We start from the raw sequence: 17177 nt of genomic DNA on the forward strand, positions 1-17177 counted from the left end.
ACCTACGACGCCATCATCGACGCTGCCTGCCAAGCCTGGAACAACCTCATCGACCAGCCCCAAACCATCACCTCTATAGGAATGCGCGACTGGGCGCATATCGGTCAATCATGACAGCCGTTGGTATTACCTTCCCCATCCCCGCCTGTCACCCCGGAATCCAGACCGAACCCGCAGCAATCGCGAGAGCCTCGACGATCCCGTCAAACACTGAAGTATTCTAAGGCCAGCATAACGCCGCAGCTACCCGCCGCGCGATACGCGCTCGATTTCCTGCGTTACGATCCGCTCGACCATGGCGGGCAGGTTTTCCTCGAGCCATTCCTTGAGCATGGGCCGCATCATTTCGCGGATCATGGCCTCGACCGTCAGCCCCCCTGCCGTAAGCGGCATGTCAGGGGAAATGCGCGGCGCATTGAGTTTGGAGAAAGCCGAGGAAACGGCGGCGGCGGTTGCCGGTTCGAGCAGTTCCTCGGCAAGATCGGCACCCAGATCAGGGTCGGGCATCGGCGCCGCCTTCGCAAAATTCGCGGCAGGCTTTGGCGCGGGCTTGAGGACCGCGACCGGCGGCGCCTCCTCGTCCTGCGCAAAAGCGACATCGTCCGGCACCACCATTTCCGCCGCTGCCTCAAGGCTTGCGGCGGAAGGCATTTCGGGTTCGGGCGTTTCGATTTCGTCGGGCTCCGCCACAGCACCGTCATCGATGATCTGCTCCGGCGAGAGCGCAAGGGTGGAAACTTCGTCTTCGTCATCATCGCTGAACGGATCGATGACAGGGCTTGGCTGGGGCTCGGCGGCTTTGGCACCGGATGCGGCCGCCGCAGGAACCTTTTGCGCCGCGCTCTCGTCATCATCGGCAATGATCTGCCTGATCGATGACAGGATTTCATCCATCGTCGGTTCTTTGGCAGCCGGCTGGTTCATGCTCGCCTCATTCCCAGTTTGCCCCCCAACAGGGCGGATACTCTACACTTTGCGAACCGGACCCGGCGATCGCGGCGTTGATTCGCTTTACAATACCTTAACGCGGGAGTGCGGGCCGCGAAACGGGCGGGCCGGGCAAGCCATGCTTATTCCACGGAAATCCTTACCGGGTCAGCGCAAATTGCCCCAGACATCAGCGGGGGCTTCGGGAACCCGCACGGGCTCGGCCACCGTGCCGTCTGCACCGCGAAGCTGCACCGGCAGGCCCAGATTGGCCGCGCTCAGCGCACCGGTCGCCGCGATAAGCGAATAGCTGGCAATGGCGCGCTGCGCCTGCGCGGATGCAAGAGCCTCCTCGGCATTGAGCAGGCTGGCCCGCGCGTTGAGTACATCGAGGGTCGTTGCCTGCCCGACCTCGTTCTGGTCGATCACAGCCTGAAGCGCAAGGCGGCTGGCCGCGACGGCGGCGGTTGCCGATTCGATCTGTGCGGTCGTTGCCTGAATGCCCGCCCAGCCCTGACGCACCGCTTCGGTGATCTGGTCGCGCGTTGCAATGCCTTCGACCTGCGTCTGAATCTGCCCGATATTGGCTCGCTCCACAGCCGGATCGCGCGCCGGAACAAATATCGGCACCGACAGGCGCAACGAAACGGAAGCCTGGCTGGCAATCGTATTGGTGGAAAACCCGCCAAGCCCGGCCTGTCCGGTAAATGAGATGGTCGGGCCGAACCCGGCAACGGTTTCGTTATAACCGTGCTGGGCAGCGCGAATTTGCGCGGCGGAGGCAAGCAGCGCCGGATGGTTCGTTGTCGCCGCCGCGATCGCGGAATCGAGCGAGCCCGGCAGCAGATTGCCGAAGCGGTAGGATGCGGAAAGGCCGCGCGGCTCGTGCCCGACCCAGCGCACGTAATTGGCCTCGGCCTGCCGCAGATTGTTGATCGCCCCCTGATAGGCTGCCTCGGCCTGCGCAAGACTGGCCTGCGCCTGCGCCACGTCAAGCTGGGTACCCTCTCCCAGTTCCAGACGGTCTCGTGCCGATTGCAGTTGCGCGCGCACGAAGCCGATATTTTCCTGCCTTATGTCGACGATGCGCCTGTTGGTTACAACGTTCACATAGGCCTGCGCCACTGAGAGCAATACGTTCTGCTCGACGTTGCGTGCGCCCTGCACCGCGGCATCATATTCCGCCTGCGCTCTCAGGATCGCGTCATCGGTGCTGCTGTCGAACAGCGTCTGGGAATAGCTCAGGCCCAGGCTATCGTTCGGCGCGGTGCGCCCGGGTACGTCCGACCACGTATAACCCACGCTCGCTTCGCCGCCGATGGTAGGCAGCCGCGCGCCCTCCGCGCTCCTGATTCCCTGCTGGGCAGAACGGACCGTAAGAAAGGAGGAGGCAAGGGAGGGATTGTTCGCATAGGCGTAAGCCATTGCATCCGCCAGGCTTTCCGCATGCGACAGTGTCGGGGTTAGCCCAAGAGCCAGCGCAAGTGCGCCCAAGCGAAAAACTTTCAATACCGACATGATACCGCCTCCAGCGCGCCCGCTAACCTATTGTGCCGGCGCGCTTGTTTCAATGTGCTGACGGGAGGTTGTCCAAGTTTTAATACCCGTAATGTGCGCGGCGTGGTTTGGGCGCAACACTTGCCCTTCAGAACCGGAACGCGGGTGCTTCCGCGAAGCTCGCGATCACCGGTATGCTGGCGTTGAAGGCGGGACGCGACGAGATGTCCTTGCCCGATTTCACATAGACATGGGCGACCGCAGCGTTTCCGTGCCCGTGCACGGCGACCAGCCGTCCCTCGTCGCCAAGCTGCCTGAAAAGCGTTGTGGACACCTGGTCTACCGCGCCCTCGATGATGATGACATCGAAGGGTGCACTCTTCGGAGCGCCATTCTCCAGCGCGCCGACCACCACTTCGGCATTGGCGATCCCCTGCGCCCTGAGCGCATCGTTGGCCGCCGCGGCCAGTTCGGCATCGTCCTCGAGCCCGGTGACGCTCGCGGCCAGCCCGGCTAGAACCGCCGTCGAATACCCCGTGCCGCACCCCACATCGAGCACCTTGTCCTGCGGCCCGACCTCGGCAAGCTGGATGAGGCGTCCGAGGCTGGCCGGGGCGAGCATGGTGCGTCCCGCCGAAAGCTTCACGTTCTCATCGATATAGGCCAGCGCCCGGCGTTCTTCCGGAACGAAGGTTTCGCGCGGCACGCGGTTCATCACATCCAGAATACGCCAGTCTGTAATCCCGCTGGTCCGAAGCTGATTATCCACCATCGTCCGGCGCGCGCGTGCAAAATCGATCATCCCTGATGTCCCTGGCAGGATAAGTATGAGGCTCCCCGGCTCAATACCGCCGCCCACCAAGGGAAGCAAGCGCTTTGGGCTGGATCGACATTCAGAGCAGGCGGCGGCATCGCTCCCCCCTCACCGGTGGAGCGATTGGAGCCGAAGAAGGGTTGGGGGTCAGGGGGCTGCGGTGCAGGCGAAAAACGCCCAACAGCAACTTTACCATTACTCCCCAAACCGTGTCTTCAGCGCCGCATCGAGTCTCGGCGCCGCCGCGATAAGCGCTCGCGTATAGTCGTGCCGGGGGCGCTCGAACACCTCGCTGGTTGCCCCGCTTTCCACTACCTTGCCGTCCTTGAGCACATAGACCCGGTCCGTCACGGCCCGCACCACGTGAAGGTCGTGCGAGATGAAGAGATAGGCGACCCCTATGCGCTCGGAAATCGCCGCCAGGAGATCGAGGATCTGCGCCCGGATCGACACATCGAGCGCCGACACCGCCTCATCGAGAACGATCAGGGAGGGCTCGACGATCAACGCCCGCGCGATCGCGATCCGCTGGCGCTGCCCGCCGGAAAATTCGTGAATGAACTTGTTCGCATCGGCAGGAAGGAGCCCGACCTGCGTGAGCACGGTGTCGATCCGCCGGCGCCGCTCGGCACCCGAGGGCGCTTCCGTCCCAAGAAGATGCAGCGGCTCGGCCACCAGCCGCTCAACCGTATGGCGCGGATTGAACGAACCGTAAGGGTCCTGAAACACCATCTGCATCGCCCGGCGCGTTGCAAATGCCGTATCGCCGGGCCCGCGTACCGGCGCGCCGTTGATCGCGATCTCGCCCGCCTGCGCCGTTTCCAGCCCCAGCACCGCCCGCGCCAGCGTCGATTTTCCACTCCCGCTTTCTCCCACCAGTCCAACGCTCTCGCCTTGCGCAACGCTCAACGAGACCCCGTCCAGCGCAACCTTGAAGGCCCGTGGAGCCCAGGGGGCCGGTTTCGGCTTGGGATAGGTGCGGACAAGCCCTTCCACCTCGAGCAGCGTGCGCGCCGATTGCTGGGCTTTTCGCGCAGGGACATGCGCGGAAGCCGAAAAGAGTTTTCGCGTATAGGGATCGCGCATCTGGCGGAAAACATCGCGCACCGGCCCGCTCTCGACCACCCTGCCCGCCTTGAGCACGGCAACCGTATCGGCCATTTCCGCAACGACCGCCAGATCGTGCGTAATGAGGATCAGGCCCATCCCGTCCTCACGGACCAGATCTTTGAGAAGATCGAGCACCTGCGCCTGATTGGTCACGTCCAGTGCCGTGGTGGGTTCGTCAGCGATCAGCAGGCGCGGCCTCAACGCAATGGCCATCGCGATCCCCACCCGCTGGCGCTGCCCGCCCGATAGCTCGTGCGGATAGCGCGAAAGCGGAAACTCCTCCGCACCGAGCCCGACCCGATCCAGTGTCTGCCGGGCGATCGCCATGGCCTCGCCGCGTCCGGCCTTGCCATGCACCAGCACGGTCTCGGCCACCTGCGCGCCGATGGTTTTGACCGGATTGAGCGCGGTCATCGGCTCCTGGAAGATCATCCCGATGTCGTCGCCCCTGACGTCATTGAGCGCACGATCCGAAAGCCGCGTCAGCTTGATGTCATCGAAGATGACCGAGCCGGAAAGCCGGGAGTGGCGGGGCAGCAGATTCAGGATCGACAGCGCGGTCAGCGATTTGCCGGACCCCGATTCCCCGACGATCCCCAGGATCTCGCCCCGCCCGGCCTCAAGCGACACGCGATCCAGAATCGGCGTCGGACCAATGGACAGCGAAAGATCCTTGACGCGCAACAGGCTCATCGGCTCCTCTCGCGCAATCGGGGATCGAGCAGGTCGCGCAAGCCGTCGCCGAACAGATTCAGCCCCAGCACCATCAGAACGATGGTTAGCCCCGGCACGATAGCGACATGGGGCGCCAGCGCGATCATGGTCTGCGCCTCGGCCAGCATCCGGCCCCAACTCGGGATGGGCGGCTGGGCGCCTAGCCCGACATAGGCCAGCCCCGCCTCGGCGAGAATGCCGAGCGAGAACTGGATGGTCGCCTGCACGATCAGCGTATTGGCGATGTTGGGCAGAACGTGCTCGAGCGAGATATGGGCCGCCCCCTTCCCCGACAGCCGCGCCGCCATGATGAATTCACGCGTCCAGACCGGCAGCGCCGAGCCGCGCGCGATGCGGGCGAAAACCGGGATATTGAAGATCCCGATGGCAATGATCGCGTTGACCGCGCCCGGTCCGAATATCGCGGTGATCAGGATGGCGATGACCAGCGCGGGAAACGCAAAGACCACGTCGTTTCCCCGCATCACGATCTCATCGAGCAGGCTCCCATGCGTCGCCGCCGCGAAAAGGCCCAGCGGCACCCCCACCAGCACGCCAACGCCGACCGCGATCAGCGCCACGGCGATGGAAGTCTGCGCGCCGACCATGAGCATGGAAACGATATCGCGCCCGAAATGGTCGGTCCCCAGCCAGTGCGCGCCCGAAGGCGGCTGCAGCCGGTCGGCAACCGACAGAACGGTGATGTCGTACGGCGTCCAGACCATCGATACGGTCGCCAGCACGACGAAGAAGGCCGTGATCCCCGCGCCGATGACCAGGTTGAGCCCGACGCTCCTCATGTCACCGGCCTCCTCAGGCGCGGATCGACCAGCGCATAGGTGACATCGACGATGAAATTGACGGCCACCACGGCGAAAACCAGAAGCATCACGACCGAACGCACGACGATCAGGTCGCGCGCATTGATCGCCTGAAACACCAGCCTGCCCAGGCCCGGCAGAAAAAAGACGTTCTCGATGATGATCGCTCCGGCCAGCAGGAAGGAAAACTGCAACCCCATTATGGTCAGCACGGGGATCAGCGCGTTGCGCAGGGCGTGGTGACGCAGCGCCTGCCCCCGGCTCAGCCCCTTGGCGCGCGCCGTCCGGATATAATCCTCATCGAGCGTGTCGATCAGCGCCGAGCGCATCATCCGCGCAAGGATCGATGCCTGCGGCAGCGCCAGCGCAACGGCGGGCAGCGTCAGCGCCTTCATTGCAGCGTAAGGATCGTCCCAGCCGGGAAATCCGCCGGCGGAAAACCAGCGCAGCCCCACCGAGAACGCCAGCACCAGAAGCATAGCGAACCAGAAATTGGGCACCGCGATCCCCAACTGGGTCACCCCCATGATGCCGGTATCGAGCGGAGAATTGCGCGACGCCGCCGCCAGCGCGCCCATGGGAATGGCAATGAGGGTGGAGAGCGTCAGCGCATAGATCGCCAATGGCAGCGAAACCCCCAGCCGCGCCCCGATCAGGTCGGCAACCGGAACCCTGTAGGTATAGGAAATCCCGAAATCGCCAACCGTCATCCCCGCCAGCCAGCCGCCATAGCGGGCCCAGAGAGGCGCGTTGAGCCCCAGCTGGTCGCGCAGCGCGGCCACCGTATCGGGTGCGGCATTGAGCCCGAGCATGAAGGCCGCCGGATCGCCCGGCAGCACCTCGAGCACCAGAAAGATCACAAGGCTGGCGGCCAAAAGGCTCGCCAGCAACGACCCCAGGCGCTTGAGGACGAAGAGTGTCATTCCGTGCGCTCCGCGCCTCTGGTCAACACCGCAGCCCCCTTCCGCCCCCACGGAACACGGCTATTGCATATGTTTCGGCTATCGCCGACCCCTCCTCCCATCCTCCCCCGCAAGGGAGGAGGTGCTGGCCTTGTACGTAGGGAGACAACAAGGAAAAGGAAACACCCTCCCCTTGATGGGGAGGGCTGGGGAAGGGTGAAGCCACACACGCAAATCTATCTACTGTAGCCCTCCGCCTTGAAGGGAGAAAAACCGTAAGACAGCCTTTTTCGCCCCCCTCTTCCCTTTGTGGGAGAGGGTTGGGGGCAAGGGGGCCAGCGATATTGCCATGAGCCATGAATGCCGGACTGGCCCTACCGCCAATAGACCGCGGTCAGGTCCGTCGCCTGCGTGGGCGCATTCACCCATAGCCCTTCAAGATCGACGTGCTGGATAGCGGTCTTGGCCATCTGGAAGAGATAGGCGTTGACGTAGTTCTCCGCGATGTCCCGCTGGGCGGCCTGCAAAAGTTCCGTCCGCCGTTCGGGATCGGTGGTAAGGTTCAATTCCTCCATAATCGCCTTGAACGAAGGCGCGCCGTAGCCGAAATAATAATCGTCCCGGCCATAGATCTCGATATCGAGCGGCTCGGTGTGCGAAATCACCGTAAGGTCGAAGTCGGCCCCCGAAAACACCTGTTCGAGCCACTGCGCCCATTCCATGTTGACGATGTCGGTCTCGATCCCCACGGCACGAAGCTGCGCGGCGATGATCTCCCCACCCCGGCGCGCATAGGTCGGCGGGGGCGGCAGGGCCAGCGAAAGTCGGATCGGCCCGACGCCTGCTTCCTCGAGGAGTTCCCGCGAGCGCTCGGGGTCGTAGGCGGAAAGATCGGTCAGATCGACATAGGCGGGATGGTGCGGCGCGAAATGCGTGCCGATCGGTGTCCCGTACCCGAACATGGCCCCATCGATGATCGCCTGCCGGTCGATGGCGTGGGCGATCGCTTCGCGCACGAGAATGTTGTCGAGCGGCGCACGGCGGTTGTTCATGGCCAGCAGCGTTTCGCCCTCGGTCGAGCCCACGACCGCGACGAATCGCGGATCGGCATCGAGAATGGGCAGCATTTCAGGCGCCGGGAAGATCGGGAACGTATCCACGTCCTCGGCCATCATCGCCGCGAACGCTGCGGTCGGATCGTCGATGAACCGGAAGGTGGCGCGTTCGAGCCGCGCGGGCTCACCCCAGTAATCTCCATTGCGCTCGATGACGACGCTGTCCCCTTGCGTCCAGCGCGCAAAGCGGAACGGACCGGTGCCCACCGGATTGCTGGTGTTGGCATCTGCACTCGAAGGCGAGACAATCACCGCATCGCCCCAGGCGAGGTTGAACAGCAGATTGCCGTTCGGGTGCTCGAGCGTCACGACCGCCGTCAGGTCGTCCGGTGCCTCGACCGTGGCGATCGCGTCGAACAGCACCTTTTGCGCATTGACCGAATCGTCGGCCATGGCGCGCTCGAAGGAAAAGACCACGTCATCGGCCGTCATCGGCGTGCCGTCGTGGAAGACGACGTCTTCATTGAGATGGAAGGTATAGGTCAGCGCGTCCTCGGAAATGTCCCAGCTCTCCGCCAGCGCGGGCAGGATCGCACCATCGGGCCCGAACCGGGTCAGCCCCTCGAAGACATTGGCATAGACCACCTCGTCGATAGCGGCGGCAGCGCCCGCTGTCGGATCGAGATGCGGCGGCTCTAGCACGAGGCCGACGACGATGTCGGTTCGTTGTGCCAGCACCGGCCCCGTCCACAGCATCGCCAACGCCAGCCCCGTCATCCATACCTTGTTCATACGTCCATCCTTTCCCCATAAAAACCCGCCGAGTCGGAAGGCTCCCTTTCGGAGCCGGGATAATGGGGGCAATGGGCACTGGTCGCAAGGCCTGCAAAAGTTTAACAAGACCGCATTAAACGCCTGTTTTTCCTGCATATTTTAAAACAACCAAGGATTATTTTTTGACCGAATGGAACAAATTCGCCAGAATCCGCTTTGCCCTTCACATAGCCACACTTATATAGGCAACGGTTGTTTAACGACGACAGGGGACAACATGGCCCGAAACGACCTCTTTTCGATGCAGCGCAGGCACACAAACACCGCCATGACGGCCCCGGAGCCCGAATGGCGCGAGAACCTGCGCGATCTGGGCCTCATGCTCTCCGGCATCTGGCAGGACGTGCGTGGCGATCTCGCCGATAGCTTTTCCGATTACGTAAAGTGGCTCACCGCCGGCCTGCGCCGCGCCTTTTCCCAGCGCGCCGAATAAAATTCACCCATATCCCGCAGGCATTCCGGACCGTGGTCACGCCACGGTCTTTTGCCATGCGCCGGATGTATCGACATTGCACTGATGCGGAAAAGAAAATGGCGGGAGTGACGGGACTCGAACCCGCGACCTCCGGCGTGACAGGCCGGCGCTCTAACCAACTGAGCTACACCCCCTCTGGGGAGGCTGTTGCATCCCTCGTAAGGTGGGCTTCGTTTAGCGGGCACCCGAAAACAAGTCAAGCGGCATTGCCGCTGGTTCATAGGGAAAATCACACAAACGCCCCGCGCATGCGTCGCACACCGGCAAAACCTTGATAGCGTTGACGTTTTGCCCCATATCGAAATGCTGTTTATTTTACGCTCTCACGAACCGGGAGGCGCACTGTTGGCCGAATCCATACCCATCACGGATCGGATCGTGCTCGATGCGGACGAGATCGTGTTTTCCTTCGTCAGAAGTTCGGGCCCCGGCGGGCAGAACGTCAACAAGGTGGCGACCGCCGCCCAGCTTCGATTCGACGTCGAGAACTCCCCCTCCCTGCCCAACGGCATCAAACCCCGCCTCAAGCGCCTGGCCGGAAGCCGCATGACGGCTGATGGGGTGCTCATCATCTTTGCCGACCGGCACCGCTCCCAGAATCGCAACCGCGAGGACGCGATCGCCCGTCTTGCCGATCTCATCCGCGCCGCCGCTATCCCGCCCCGGCCGCGCAAGCCGACACGCCCGACCCTTGCCTCAAAGACACGTCGCCTCGAAGCAAAAACCCGGCGCGGCGCTGTCAAATCCCAACGGCGGACACCGCCGGTCGACTAAAATATCAATCCGGCCAATCTCGAGACCGCATCGACGGCCAGTTCGGCCCAGACCAGCACCAACAGCACGACGATCCCGGCACAGGCCAGCGCCCGGAAGACCGGGTCCTTCAATTTTCGCCACGCAAGATCGAGCGCAAGGCCGGTGGCGAAAAGCAGCGCACCCATAACCAGAAAGTCCCCCGGCGCCCAATCCCAGCCGCGCCCATCGACGCCGCCATCACGAATGGTCAGCACCAGCGGAATGAGAAGAACGAGCAAGGTCCCCGCACCGACCCGCAAAAGACTGTTGCGGTTAAAGACCATATCTCTGGCTAGTTTGCACTCCCGCTCCGAAGGCGGCGAATTCCGCGCTATTCCCTCCGGCAAGCATTCATGGTTACCTTGGCAGCTTTTTGAAGGGGGATGGTGATCGTGCGCCCGGATTCGGAGGAAAATATGTCGCGCTGCGAAATGTGCCTTGATGCACCGCAAAAGGCTGCGCGATGCTGAACCTTACCCCCTTCGAACTGACCGGCCAGATAGTCGGCGTATTGGCCCTTATTCTGTGCGTAGTTGCATTTTCCAGCAAGGATGACGACCGGCTGATGGCCGTCCTCATCCTGGGAAATATCGCCTTTGCCACTCAGTTCGCTCTCTTCGGCGCCTGGACCGCATCAGGCGTCACGACCGTGATCATCCTTCGCCTCATCCTCGCGCGCCGCATGCCCGGCAGTTGGAAGGCCATGCTCACGATCCTTGCCGCCACCGTCTGCGTTGCCGCGCTGACCTGGTCGGGACCGCTCGACGCTATCCCGCTGGTCGCTGGCATCCTGGGGACATACGCCATGTTCATGTTGCGGGGCATACAGATGCGCCTCACGATGGCGCTGGTCAGTCTGTGCTGGATCATGACCAACCTGCTCATCGGATCGGTCGGCGCACTCGCCGCAGAAGTCTTCATCCTCGTCACCAACCTGCTCACCATCGCCCGTATCGCCCGGAGCCAGGCCCCGCGGACGACCTAGCCTTGAACCGAAACAAGGCCGCAAGCCACAGGACGAGCGGAAGCGAGGACCCCGGTGAACGGTACGGCGCGTGAGAGAGAAAAATGGTGGGCGATGACAGACTCGAACTGCCGACATCCTCGGTGTAAACGAGGCGCTCTACCAACTGAGCTAATCGCCCTTGCCGCAAGGCGCGGAAAGTGGTTCGGCCTGCTTGGGCCGCTGCGGGGCACTGCTTAAGCGCAATAAGATGCCGCGTCAAGCGCGACCGATACCGCCCCGGAAAGCTGTTCTGCAAATGGCGAGACCCCGGACGCCGTCCGGGGTCAAACCAAGAACCATATCGGTATATGGCTTAGTTCAGCGCATCCTTGAGGCCCTTGCCGGGCTTGAACTTGGGCTGGGTCGACGCCGGAATATCGATTTCCGCGCCGGTTGCCGGGTTACGGCCCTTGGTGGCCTTGCGCTGCACGGCAGCAAACGTGCCGAAGCCGACCAGGCGCACTTCATCGCCGCCCTTGAGAGCTGCGGTGATGGCCTCGAAAACAGCATCGACTGCTGCCCCGGCATCTGCCTTGGTGAGACCGGCCTTGTCCGCAACTGCCGCGCTCAGATCGTTCTTGTTCATAGCGTTTCCTCACAATGAATTGCCCATCCCAAAATTCGGGGCTGGGCGGAAGCGCGATCACCCTTTTACGATTCCGGGGTAAAAGCAAGGAAAACTGCGGGTTTCCGCGTTTTGCAAAGCGGAAAATCGGCAGTTTTCCACCCCCATTGCAGCTTGGCCGCGCTCGATCAGGAGAAAAATCATCGTGACGGCCGGAAACGCCTAGTGGACGGGGGACTACGGGTGAAGAACATGCTCAGGGAAAAGTGACCATCACAACGAAAAACGGCGCCCGAAGGCGCCGTCTGGGTTCAGGGTGACAAGAGGGATCAGTGCGGCAGCGCGGCACCGGCATCCTCGCCCTCGGCGGCAGGCGTCTTCTCCTTGAGATCGGCCTCATCGAAATTCCATTCGATAGCTTCAGGCATTTCCACAAGCGCGTGCTCGAGCACCTCGCCCATGCGCGAAACCGGGACGATCTCGAGGCCTTCCTTGACGTTGGCCGGAATCTCCTTGAGATCGCGCACGTTCTCTTCCGGGATCAGCACCTTTTTGATGCCGCCCCGAAGCGCTGCAAGCAGCTTTTCTTTGAGCCCCCCAATCGGCAGCACACGGCCGCGCAGAGTGATCTCGCCGGTCATCGCCACATCGTTGCGCACCGGAATCCCGGTCATCACCGATACGATGGCCGTCGCCATGCCGATGCCCGCCGAGGGGCCATCCTTGGGCGTTGCGCCTTCGGGCACGTGTACGTGGATGTCGCGCTTCTCAAATAGCGGCGGCTTGATGCCGTATTCGACAGCCCGGGCCTTCACATAGGTCGCGGCGGCGGAGATGGACTCCTTCATCACGTCCTTGAGATTGCCCGTGACGGTCATGCGGCCCTTGCCGGGGCTCATGATGCCTTCGATAGTCAAAAGCTCGCCCCCGACCGCCGTCCAGGCAAGTCCGGTCACAACGCCCACCTGCGGCTCGGTCTCGCTTTCGCCATAACGGAAGCGCGGTGCGCCCAGATATTCCTCGACCACCTCGGGGGTGACGTCGATTTTCTTCTTGCCGGTGATCAGGATGTCCTTGACCGCCTTGCGCATCAGGTTCGCGATCTCGCGCTTGAGATTTCTGACGCCCGCCTCCCGCGTATAACGGCGGGTCAAAAGCATCAGGCTCTCATCGGGCAATTCGAACTCTTCGGCGCGCAGCCCGTGCTCCTTGAGCGTTTCGGGGATGAGGTGACGGCGGGCGATTTCCCACTTTTCCTCATCCGTATAACCCGAGAGCCGGATGATCTCCATGCGGTCGAGCAGCGGCCCCGGAATGTTGAGCGTATTGGCCGTCGTCACGAACATCACGTCCGAAAGGTCGAAATCGACCTCCAGATAGTGGTCCGAGAATGTCGAGTTCTGCTCGGGGTCGAGCACTTCGAGCAGCGCCGAGGACGGGTCGCCCCGAAAATCCTGCCCCATCTTGTCGATCTCATCGAGCAGGAACAGCGGGTTGGCCTTGCCGGCCTTCTTGAGCGATTGCACGATCTTGCCCGGCATCGAGCCGATATAGGTCCGCCGGTGCCCGCGGATTTCCGCCTCGTCCCGCACCCCGCCCAGGCTCATGCGCACATATTCGCGCCCCGTCGCCTTGGCGATCGAGCGTGCCAGCGAAGTCTTGCCGACGCCCGGAGGGCCGACAAGGCACAGGATCGGTCCCTTGAGCTTGCCGGTGCGGCTCTGCACCGCCAGATATTCGACGATGCGCTCCTTGACCTTTTCAAGACCGTAGTGATCGTTGTCCAGCACCTGCTCGGCGAACTTCAAGTCCTTCTTGATCTTGGACTTCTTGCCCCAGGGCAGGTTCAGCATCCAGTCGAGATAGTTGCGCACGACCGTCGCCTCGGCAGACATCGGCGACATCTGCTTGAGCTTCTTCATCTCGGCCGCGGCCTTCTGGCGGGCTTCCTTGGAGAGCTTGGTCTTGGCGATGCGGTCCTCGAGCTCCTGAAGCTCGGAGGTGCCGTCCTCATTGTCGCCCAGCTCGCGCTGGATCGCCTTCATCTGCTCGTTGAGGTAGTATTCGCGCTGGGTCTTCTCCATCTGGCGCTTGACCCGGCTGCGGATGCGCTTTTCGACCTGCAACACGCCGATCTCGCCTTCCATCAGCCCCAGCACGCGCTCCAGCCGTTCGGTGACCGAAGGCGTGGCCAGGATATCCTGCTTGTCCTGGATCTTGACGGTCAAGTTGGACGCGATCTGGTCGGCCAGCGTCGAGTGATCCTCGATCTGGGCAACAGCCGCGACGATCTCCGAGGAAATCTTCTTGTTGAGCTTGGCGTAGTTCTCGAACTCGGACACCGCCGAGCGCGCCAGCGCCTCGGCCTCGACCTCGTCATGGGCGACGAGTTCGAGCGGTTCGGCGACCGCCTCGAAATAATCCTCGGTCTGGACGTACTTGTCGATTTTCGCGCGGTACAGCCCCTCGACAAGCACCTTGACGGTACCGTCCGGCAGCTTGAGCAGTTGCAGCACCGAGGCGATGGTACCGATCTCATAGATGGCGTCAGGGGCGGGATCGTCTTCCTGCGCGTTCTTCTGCGTCACGACGAAAATATGCTTGTCCTCGCGCATCACCTCTTCAAGGGCACGCACGGACTTTTCCCGGCCTACGAACAGCGGAACGATCTTGGTGGGGAACACCACGATGTCGCGCAGCGGCAGAACGGGGTACACCTTGGAGCGGTCGATGCTTTCGACCGTCTTGTTGTCTTCCGACATTCTCTATCCTTTCACGGCTGGCGCAAAGGGAGGGGCACCAGCCAATCCGGCATTCGTCCGATGATGGCCTGCAACCCGCTAGGGATTCGTAAACCGCCCGGAACGACTCTTCGATCATAAGATAGGGCATAAACCGCGCGCCACAAGCGCGCGGCCCAACATTTCCCCTTTCCAAACCGATGATATCGGAGCGCGTTGACTGCCGGAGCGGTTAGCGGAGCTGGAGCTTGTCGGCCTGATAAGCTTCCTCGCAAGCATCCAGCTCGACCAAATAGCTTGTCTCATCGTCCAGCGCGAAATCGGCCGCGGCCTCATCGAAGATCGCCCAGATCTCCTCACCCTCTGCGGTGGGCAGCCCAGCCTCGCGCATCACCTCATCGAGCCGCTCGCCCAGATCATAGGCCATGTCCTCATAATGGAGCGCATCTTGCGACCCTTCGTCCCAATAATAGGCTTCCTCAAGAAACAGTGCGCTGCACCAGATGGCGTCAATCGTGGCCGGGGAAAGATTGGCGGTGAGTTTAGTGACCGGTTGCCCGTAAGCGGCTGGCGATCCGAGCAACAGACCGCCCGCCATGACCGCCAGCACGAAAATTCTGCTTTTCATGGATCATCCCCCGATAGATGCCGCAACCGCTTTTTAGGACATTTCAGAGCTTGAAGAAAGCAGCCTCGCACTCACTCCCTGCTTTTCCAGCAAAACGAGCGGGGTCTTCCAATTCCAAATGAAAAAGCCCGGAGAAATCTCCGGGCTTTCGCAAAATCCGGCCGGGGCGTTACGCTCCCGACTTCATATCTTCCTTGGCGCGCTCGGCGTAAATATAGAGCGGGCGGACATCCTTGTTTTCCACCACGTCCTGGCTGATCACCACTTCCTCGACCCCTTCGAGCGAAGGCAGGTCGTACATGGTGTCGAGCAGAATCGCCTCGAGGATCGACCGCAGCCCGCGCGCGCCGGTCTTGCGGGCGATCGCCTGCCGTGCCACGGCCTTGAGCGCGTCCTCGTGGAACGTCAATTCGACGTTCTCCATCTCGAACAGCCGCTGGTACTGCCGCACCAGCGCGTTCTTGGGCTCGGCCAGAATCTGGACCAGCGCATCCTCGTCGAGGTCTTCGAGCGTGGCGATGACCGGGAGACGGCCGATGAATTCGGGGATCAGCCCGAACCGCACCATGTCCTCGGGCTCGACCTCGGCCAGAACGTCGCCGACGCGACGGTCCTGCGGGTCCTTGACGTCGGCCATGAAGCCGATGGAAGAACCCTCGCCGCGTTCGGAAATGACCTTTTCAAGCCCCGCGAACGCGCCGCCGCAGATAAAGAGGATATTGGTCGTATCCACCTGCAGGAATTCCTGCTGGGGATGCTTGCGTCCACCCTGCGGGGGAACGGACGCGACCGTTCCCTCCATGATCTTGAGCAGCGCCTGCTGCACGCCCTCGCCCGAGACGTCGCGGGTTATGGACGGGTTATCCGACTTGCGCGAAATCTTGTCGACCTCGTCGATATAGACGATGCCGCGCTGGGCCTTCTCGACGTTGTAGTCGGCGGCCTGCAGCAGCTTGAGGATGATGTTCTCGACATCCTCGCCGACATAGCCCGCCTCGGTCAGCGTCGTCGCATCGGCCATGGTGAAGGGCACATCGAGAATGCGCGCCAGCGTCTGGGCCAGAAGCGTCTTGCCGCAGCCGGTGGGGCCGATGAGCAGGATGTTGGACTTGGAAAGCTCAACGTCCTGATTCTTGGCCGCATGGTGCAGGCGCTTGTAGTGGTTGTGCACGGCGACCGAGAGCACGCGCTTGGCGCGGCGCTGGCCGATCACGTAGTCATCGAGCACCTTGCAGATGTCGGCCGGGCTCGGCACGCCATCGGCGGACTTGACCATCGAGGTTTTGGATTCCTCGCGGATGATGTCCATGCACAGTTCCACGCACTCATCGCAGATGAATACGGTCGGACCAGCGATCAGCTTTCGGACTTCGTGTTGGGATTTCCCGCAGAACGAGCAGTAAAGCGTGTTCTTTGAGGAGTCTCCGCTCGAATTTTCCTTGGACATCCAGTTACTCCGGTAAGCGCGTCCCACGCTTTGGGTTAGATCACCGTATCGTTCAAGGCTAGTCCCATGGACATGAACAAACGGTATTCATTACGACCATAAAGGCCAAGTGCGCGGGGCGCAATCCAGACAGGCGCCGCATCGGCGCCTGTCGATAAATGCGGTAAATGCTGCGGTCAGGCGCCCCCTTCGGGGATGGCGCGCTTCTCGTGAACCTGGTCGATAAGCCCCAGTTCCTTGGCCTCTTCGGGGCTCAGGAACCGGTCGCGTTCGAGCAGGTCCTCGATTTCCTGATAGGAACGCCCGGTGTGCTTCACATAGATTTCATTGAGGCGCTTCTTGAGGCTTTCCGCCTCACGGGCGTGAATCAGGATGTCGGTCACCTGTCCCTGATAGCCGCCCGAAGGCTGGTGCACCATGACCCGCGCATTGGGCAGACATCCGCGCATGCCGGCGTCACCGGCCGTCAGCAGCAGCGAACCCATCGATGCCGCCTGCCCGAGACACAGCGTCTGCACCTTGGGGCGGATGAACTGCATGGTGTCGTAGATCGAAAGCCCCGCCGTCACCACGCCGCCGGGCGAGTTGATGTACATGGCGATTTCCTTTTTCGGGTTCTCCGATTCAAGGAACAAGAGCTGCGCCACGATCACCGAGGCCATGTTGTCCTCGACGACGCCGGTCACGAAAATGATACGCTCGCGGAGGAGGCGCGAATAGATGTCGAACGCGCGTTCGCCACGGTTTGACTGCTCGACCACCATCGGCACGAGCGTGTTGTTCAGAAGTTCGACGGGATCACGCATGTCTTTAAAAATTCTCCCCCAGGGAAACGAATCGGTTGGA

At 62.1% G+C, this 17177-nt stretch carries 16 protein-coding genes and 2 tRNA genes; 3 read left to right on the top strand and 15 right to left on the bottom strand.

All coding sequences use genetic code 11. From position 1 onward, the window contains the following. Positions 1-243: 243 nt before the first annotated feature. The 7 genes from DQG18_RS09515 to DQG18_RS09545 form a co-directional block, all read right to left on the bottom strand. Complete coding sequence (locus tag DQG18_RS09515; RefSeq protein WP_116654040.1) at positions 244-924, bottom strand: DUF2497 domain-containing protein; 681 nt, start codon at positions 922-924, stop codon at positions 244-246. 171 nt (positions 925-1095) lie between these two features. Continuing rightward, a complete protein-coding gene (locus tag DQG18_RS09520; RefSeq protein WP_116654041.1) occupies positions 1096-2445 on the bottom strand; it encodes a TolC family outer membrane protein in 1350 nt (449 codons plus the stop codon). A 127-nt stretch (positions 2446-2572) separates the two neighbouring features. Beyond that, on the bottom strand, positions 2573-3226 hold the full coding sequence (locus DQG18_RS09525; RefSeq protein WP_198669720.1) for a protein-L-isoaspartate O-methyltransferase family protein: 654 nt from the start codon (positions 3224-3226) through the stop codon (positions 2573-2575). Positions 3227-3433: 207 nt separating this feature from the next. Then, a complete protein-coding gene (locus DQG18_RS09530; protein WP_116654042.1) occupies positions 3434-5041 on the bottom strand; it encodes an ABC transporter ATP-binding protein in 1608 nt (535 codons plus the stop codon). Then, on the bottom strand, positions 5038-5862 hold the full coding sequence (locus DQG18_RS09535) for an ABC transporter permease (RefSeq protein WP_116654043.1): 825 nt from the start codon (positions 5860-5862) through the stop codon (positions 5038-5040). The genes DQG18_RS09530 and DQG18_RS09535 overlap by 4 nt, the downstream gene beginning before the upstream one ends. Continuing rightward, positions 5859-6806, bottom strand: a complete 948-nt coding sequence (locus DQG18_RS09540) for an ABC transporter permease (RefSeq protein WP_116654044.1) — start codon at positions 6804-6806, stop codon at positions 5859-5861. The genes DQG18_RS09535 and DQG18_RS09540 overlap by 4 nt, the downstream gene beginning before the upstream one ends. 353 nt (positions 6807-7159) lie before the next feature. Continuing rightward, positions 7160-8632, bottom strand: coding sequence for an ABC transporter substrate-binding protein (locus DQG18_RS09545; protein ID WP_116654045.1), 1473 nt, complete (start codon positions 8630-8632; stop codon positions 7160-7162). A 259-nt stretch (positions 8633-8891) separates the two neighbouring features. Between DQG18_RS09545 and DQG18_RS09550 the strand changes: the two genes are divergently transcribed. Further along, positions 8892-9107, top strand: a complete 216-nt coding sequence (locus tag DQG18_RS09550; protein WP_116654046.1) for a hypothetical protein — start codon at positions 8892-8894, stop codon at positions 9105-9107. A gap of 99 nt (positions 9108-9206) precedes the next feature. On the opposite strand, the gene DQG18_RS09555 is transcribed toward DQG18_RS09550, so the two are convergent. Beyond that, positions 9207-9283: transfer RNA gene (locus DQG18_RS09555), tRNA-Asp, on the bottom strand. A 211-nt stretch (positions 9284-9494) separates the two neighbouring features. Between DQG18_RS09555 and arfB the strand changes: the two genes are divergently transcribed. Further along, positions 9495-9923 carry an alternative ribosome rescue aminoacyl-tRNA hydrolase ArfB gene (gene arfB / locus DQG18_RS09560; protein WP_245958427.1) on the top strand — a complete coding sequence of 143 codons (429 nt, stop codon included), beginning with the start codon at positions 9495-9497 and terminating at the stop codon, positions 9921-9923. Here the strand turns inward: arfB and DQG18_RS09565 are convergent. Further along, a complete protein-coding gene (locus tag DQG18_RS09565) occupies positions 9920-10183 on the bottom strand; it encodes a hypothetical protein (protein WP_157970093.1) in 264 nt (87 codons plus the stop codon). The genes arfB and DQG18_RS09565 overlap by 4 nt on opposite strands. 224 nt (positions 10184-10407) lie before the next feature. Here DQG18_RS09565 and DQG18_RS09570 point away from each other — a divergent pair, with 224 nt between their 5' ends. Further along, positions 10408-10929, top strand: coding sequence for a YgjV family protein (locus DQG18_RS09570; protein ID WP_116654048.1), 522 nt, complete (start codon positions 10408-10410; stop codon positions 10927-10929). An 84-nt stretch (positions 10930-11013) separates the two neighbouring features. Here the strand turns inward: DQG18_RS09570 and DQG18_RS09575 are convergent. The 6 genes from DQG18_RS09575 to DQG18_RS09600 all read right to left on the bottom strand — a co-directional run bounded on the left by DQG18_RS09575 (position 11014) and on the right by DQG18_RS09600 (position 17137). After that, positions 11014-11089, bottom strand: a tRNA-Val gene (locus DQG18_RS09575). 174 nt (positions 11090-11263) lie between these two features. Beyond that, positions 11264-11536, bottom strand: coding sequence for an HU family DNA-binding protein (locus tag DQG18_RS09580; RefSeq protein WP_116654049.1), 273 nt, complete (start codon positions 11534-11536; stop codon positions 11264-11266). A gap of 308 nt (positions 11537-11844) precedes the next feature. Then, positions 11845-14277: an endopeptidase La gene (lon, locus tag DQG18_RS09585; protein ID WP_116654050.1), complete on the bottom strand. Its 2433-nt coding sequence runs from the start codon at positions 14275-14277 to the stop codon at positions 11845-11847. 211 nt (positions 14278-14488) lie between these two features. Further along, a complete protein-coding gene (locus DQG18_RS09590; RefSeq protein ID WP_116654051.1) occupies positions 14489-14884 on the bottom strand; it encodes a hypothetical protein in 396 nt (131 codons plus the stop codon). 169 nt (positions 14885-15053) lie between these two features. Further along, positions 15054-16331 carry an ATP-dependent Clp protease ATP-binding subunit ClpX gene (gene clpX, locus DQG18_RS09595; protein ID WP_116654052.1) on the bottom strand — a complete coding sequence of 426 codons (1278 nt, stop codon included), beginning with the start codon at positions 16329-16331 and terminating at the stop codon, positions 15054-15056. A gap of 176 nt (positions 16332-16507) precedes the next feature. Next, positions 16508-17137, bottom strand: a complete 630-nt coding sequence (locus tag DQG18_RS09600) for an ATP-dependent Clp protease proteolytic subunit (RefSeq protein WP_116654053.1) — start codon at positions 17135-17137, stop codon at positions 16508-16510. Between the last annotated feature and the right edge of the window lie 40 nt (positions 17138-17177).

This window comes from Pelagibacterium sediminicola (genome assembly GCF_003390885.1).
Taxonomy (GTDB): domain Bacteria; phylum Pseudomonadota; class Alphaproteobacteria; order Rhizobiales; family Devosiaceae; genus Pelagibacterium; species Pelagibacterium sediminicola.

Bases quoted from the DNA above. Each gene is read 5' to 3' on its own strand.
- DQG18_RS09515 (WP_116654040.1), bottom strand. From the start codon at position 924: ATGAACCAGCCGGCTGCCAAAGAACCGACGATGGATGAAATCCTGTCA.
- DQG18_RS09520 (WP_116654041.1), bottom strand. From the start codon at position 2,445: ATGTCGGTATTGAAAGTTTTTCGCTTGGGCGCACTTGCGCTGGCTCTT.
- DQG18_RS09525 (WP_198669720.1), bottom strand. From the start codon at position 3,226: ATGATCGATTTTGCACGCGCGCGCCGGACGATGGTGGATAATCAGCTT.
- DQG18_RS09530 (WP_116654042.1), bottom strand. From the start codon at position 5,041: ATGAGCCTGTTGCGCGTCAAGGATCTTTCGCTGTCCATTGGTCCGACG.
- DQG18_RS09535 (WP_116654043.1), bottom strand. From the start codon at position 5,862: ATGAGGAGCGTCGGGCTCAACCTGGTCATCGGCGCGGGGATCACGGCC.
- DQG18_RS09540 (WP_116654044.1), bottom strand. From the start codon at position 6,806: ATGACACTCTTCGTCCTCAAGCGCCTGGGGTCGTTGCTGGCGAGCCTT.
- DQG18_RS09545 (WP_116654045.1), bottom strand. From the start codon at position 8,632: ATGAACAAGGTATGGATGACGGGGCTGGCGTTGGCGATGCTGTGGACG.
- DQG18_RS09550 (WP_116654046.1), top strand. From the start codon at position 8,892: ATGGCCCGAAACGACCTCTTTTCGATGCAGCGCAGGCACACAAACACC.
- DQG18_RS09570 (WP_116654048.1), top strand. From the start codon at position 10,408: ATGCTGAACCTTACCCCCTTCGAACTGACCGGCCAGATAGTCGGCGTA.
- DQG18_RS09580 (WP_116654049.1), bottom strand. From the start codon at position 11,536: ATGAACAAGAACGATCTGAGCGCGGCAGTTGCGGACAAGGCCGGTCTC.
- lon (WP_116654050.1), bottom strand. From the start codon at position 14,277: ATGTCGGAAGACAACAAGACGGTCGAAAGCATCGACCGCTCCAAGGTG.
- DQG18_RS09590 (WP_116654051.1), bottom strand. From the start codon at position 14,884: ATGAAAAGCAGAATTTTCGTGCTGGCGGTCATGGCGGGCGGTCTGTTG.
- clpX (WP_116654052.1), bottom strand. From the start codon at position 16,331: ATGTCCAAGGAAAATTCGAGCGGAGACTCCTCAAAGAACACGCTTTAC.
- DQG18_RS09600 (WP_116654053.1), bottom strand. From the start codon at position 17,137: ATGCGTGATCCCGTCGAACTTCTGAACAACACGCTCGTGCCGATGGTG.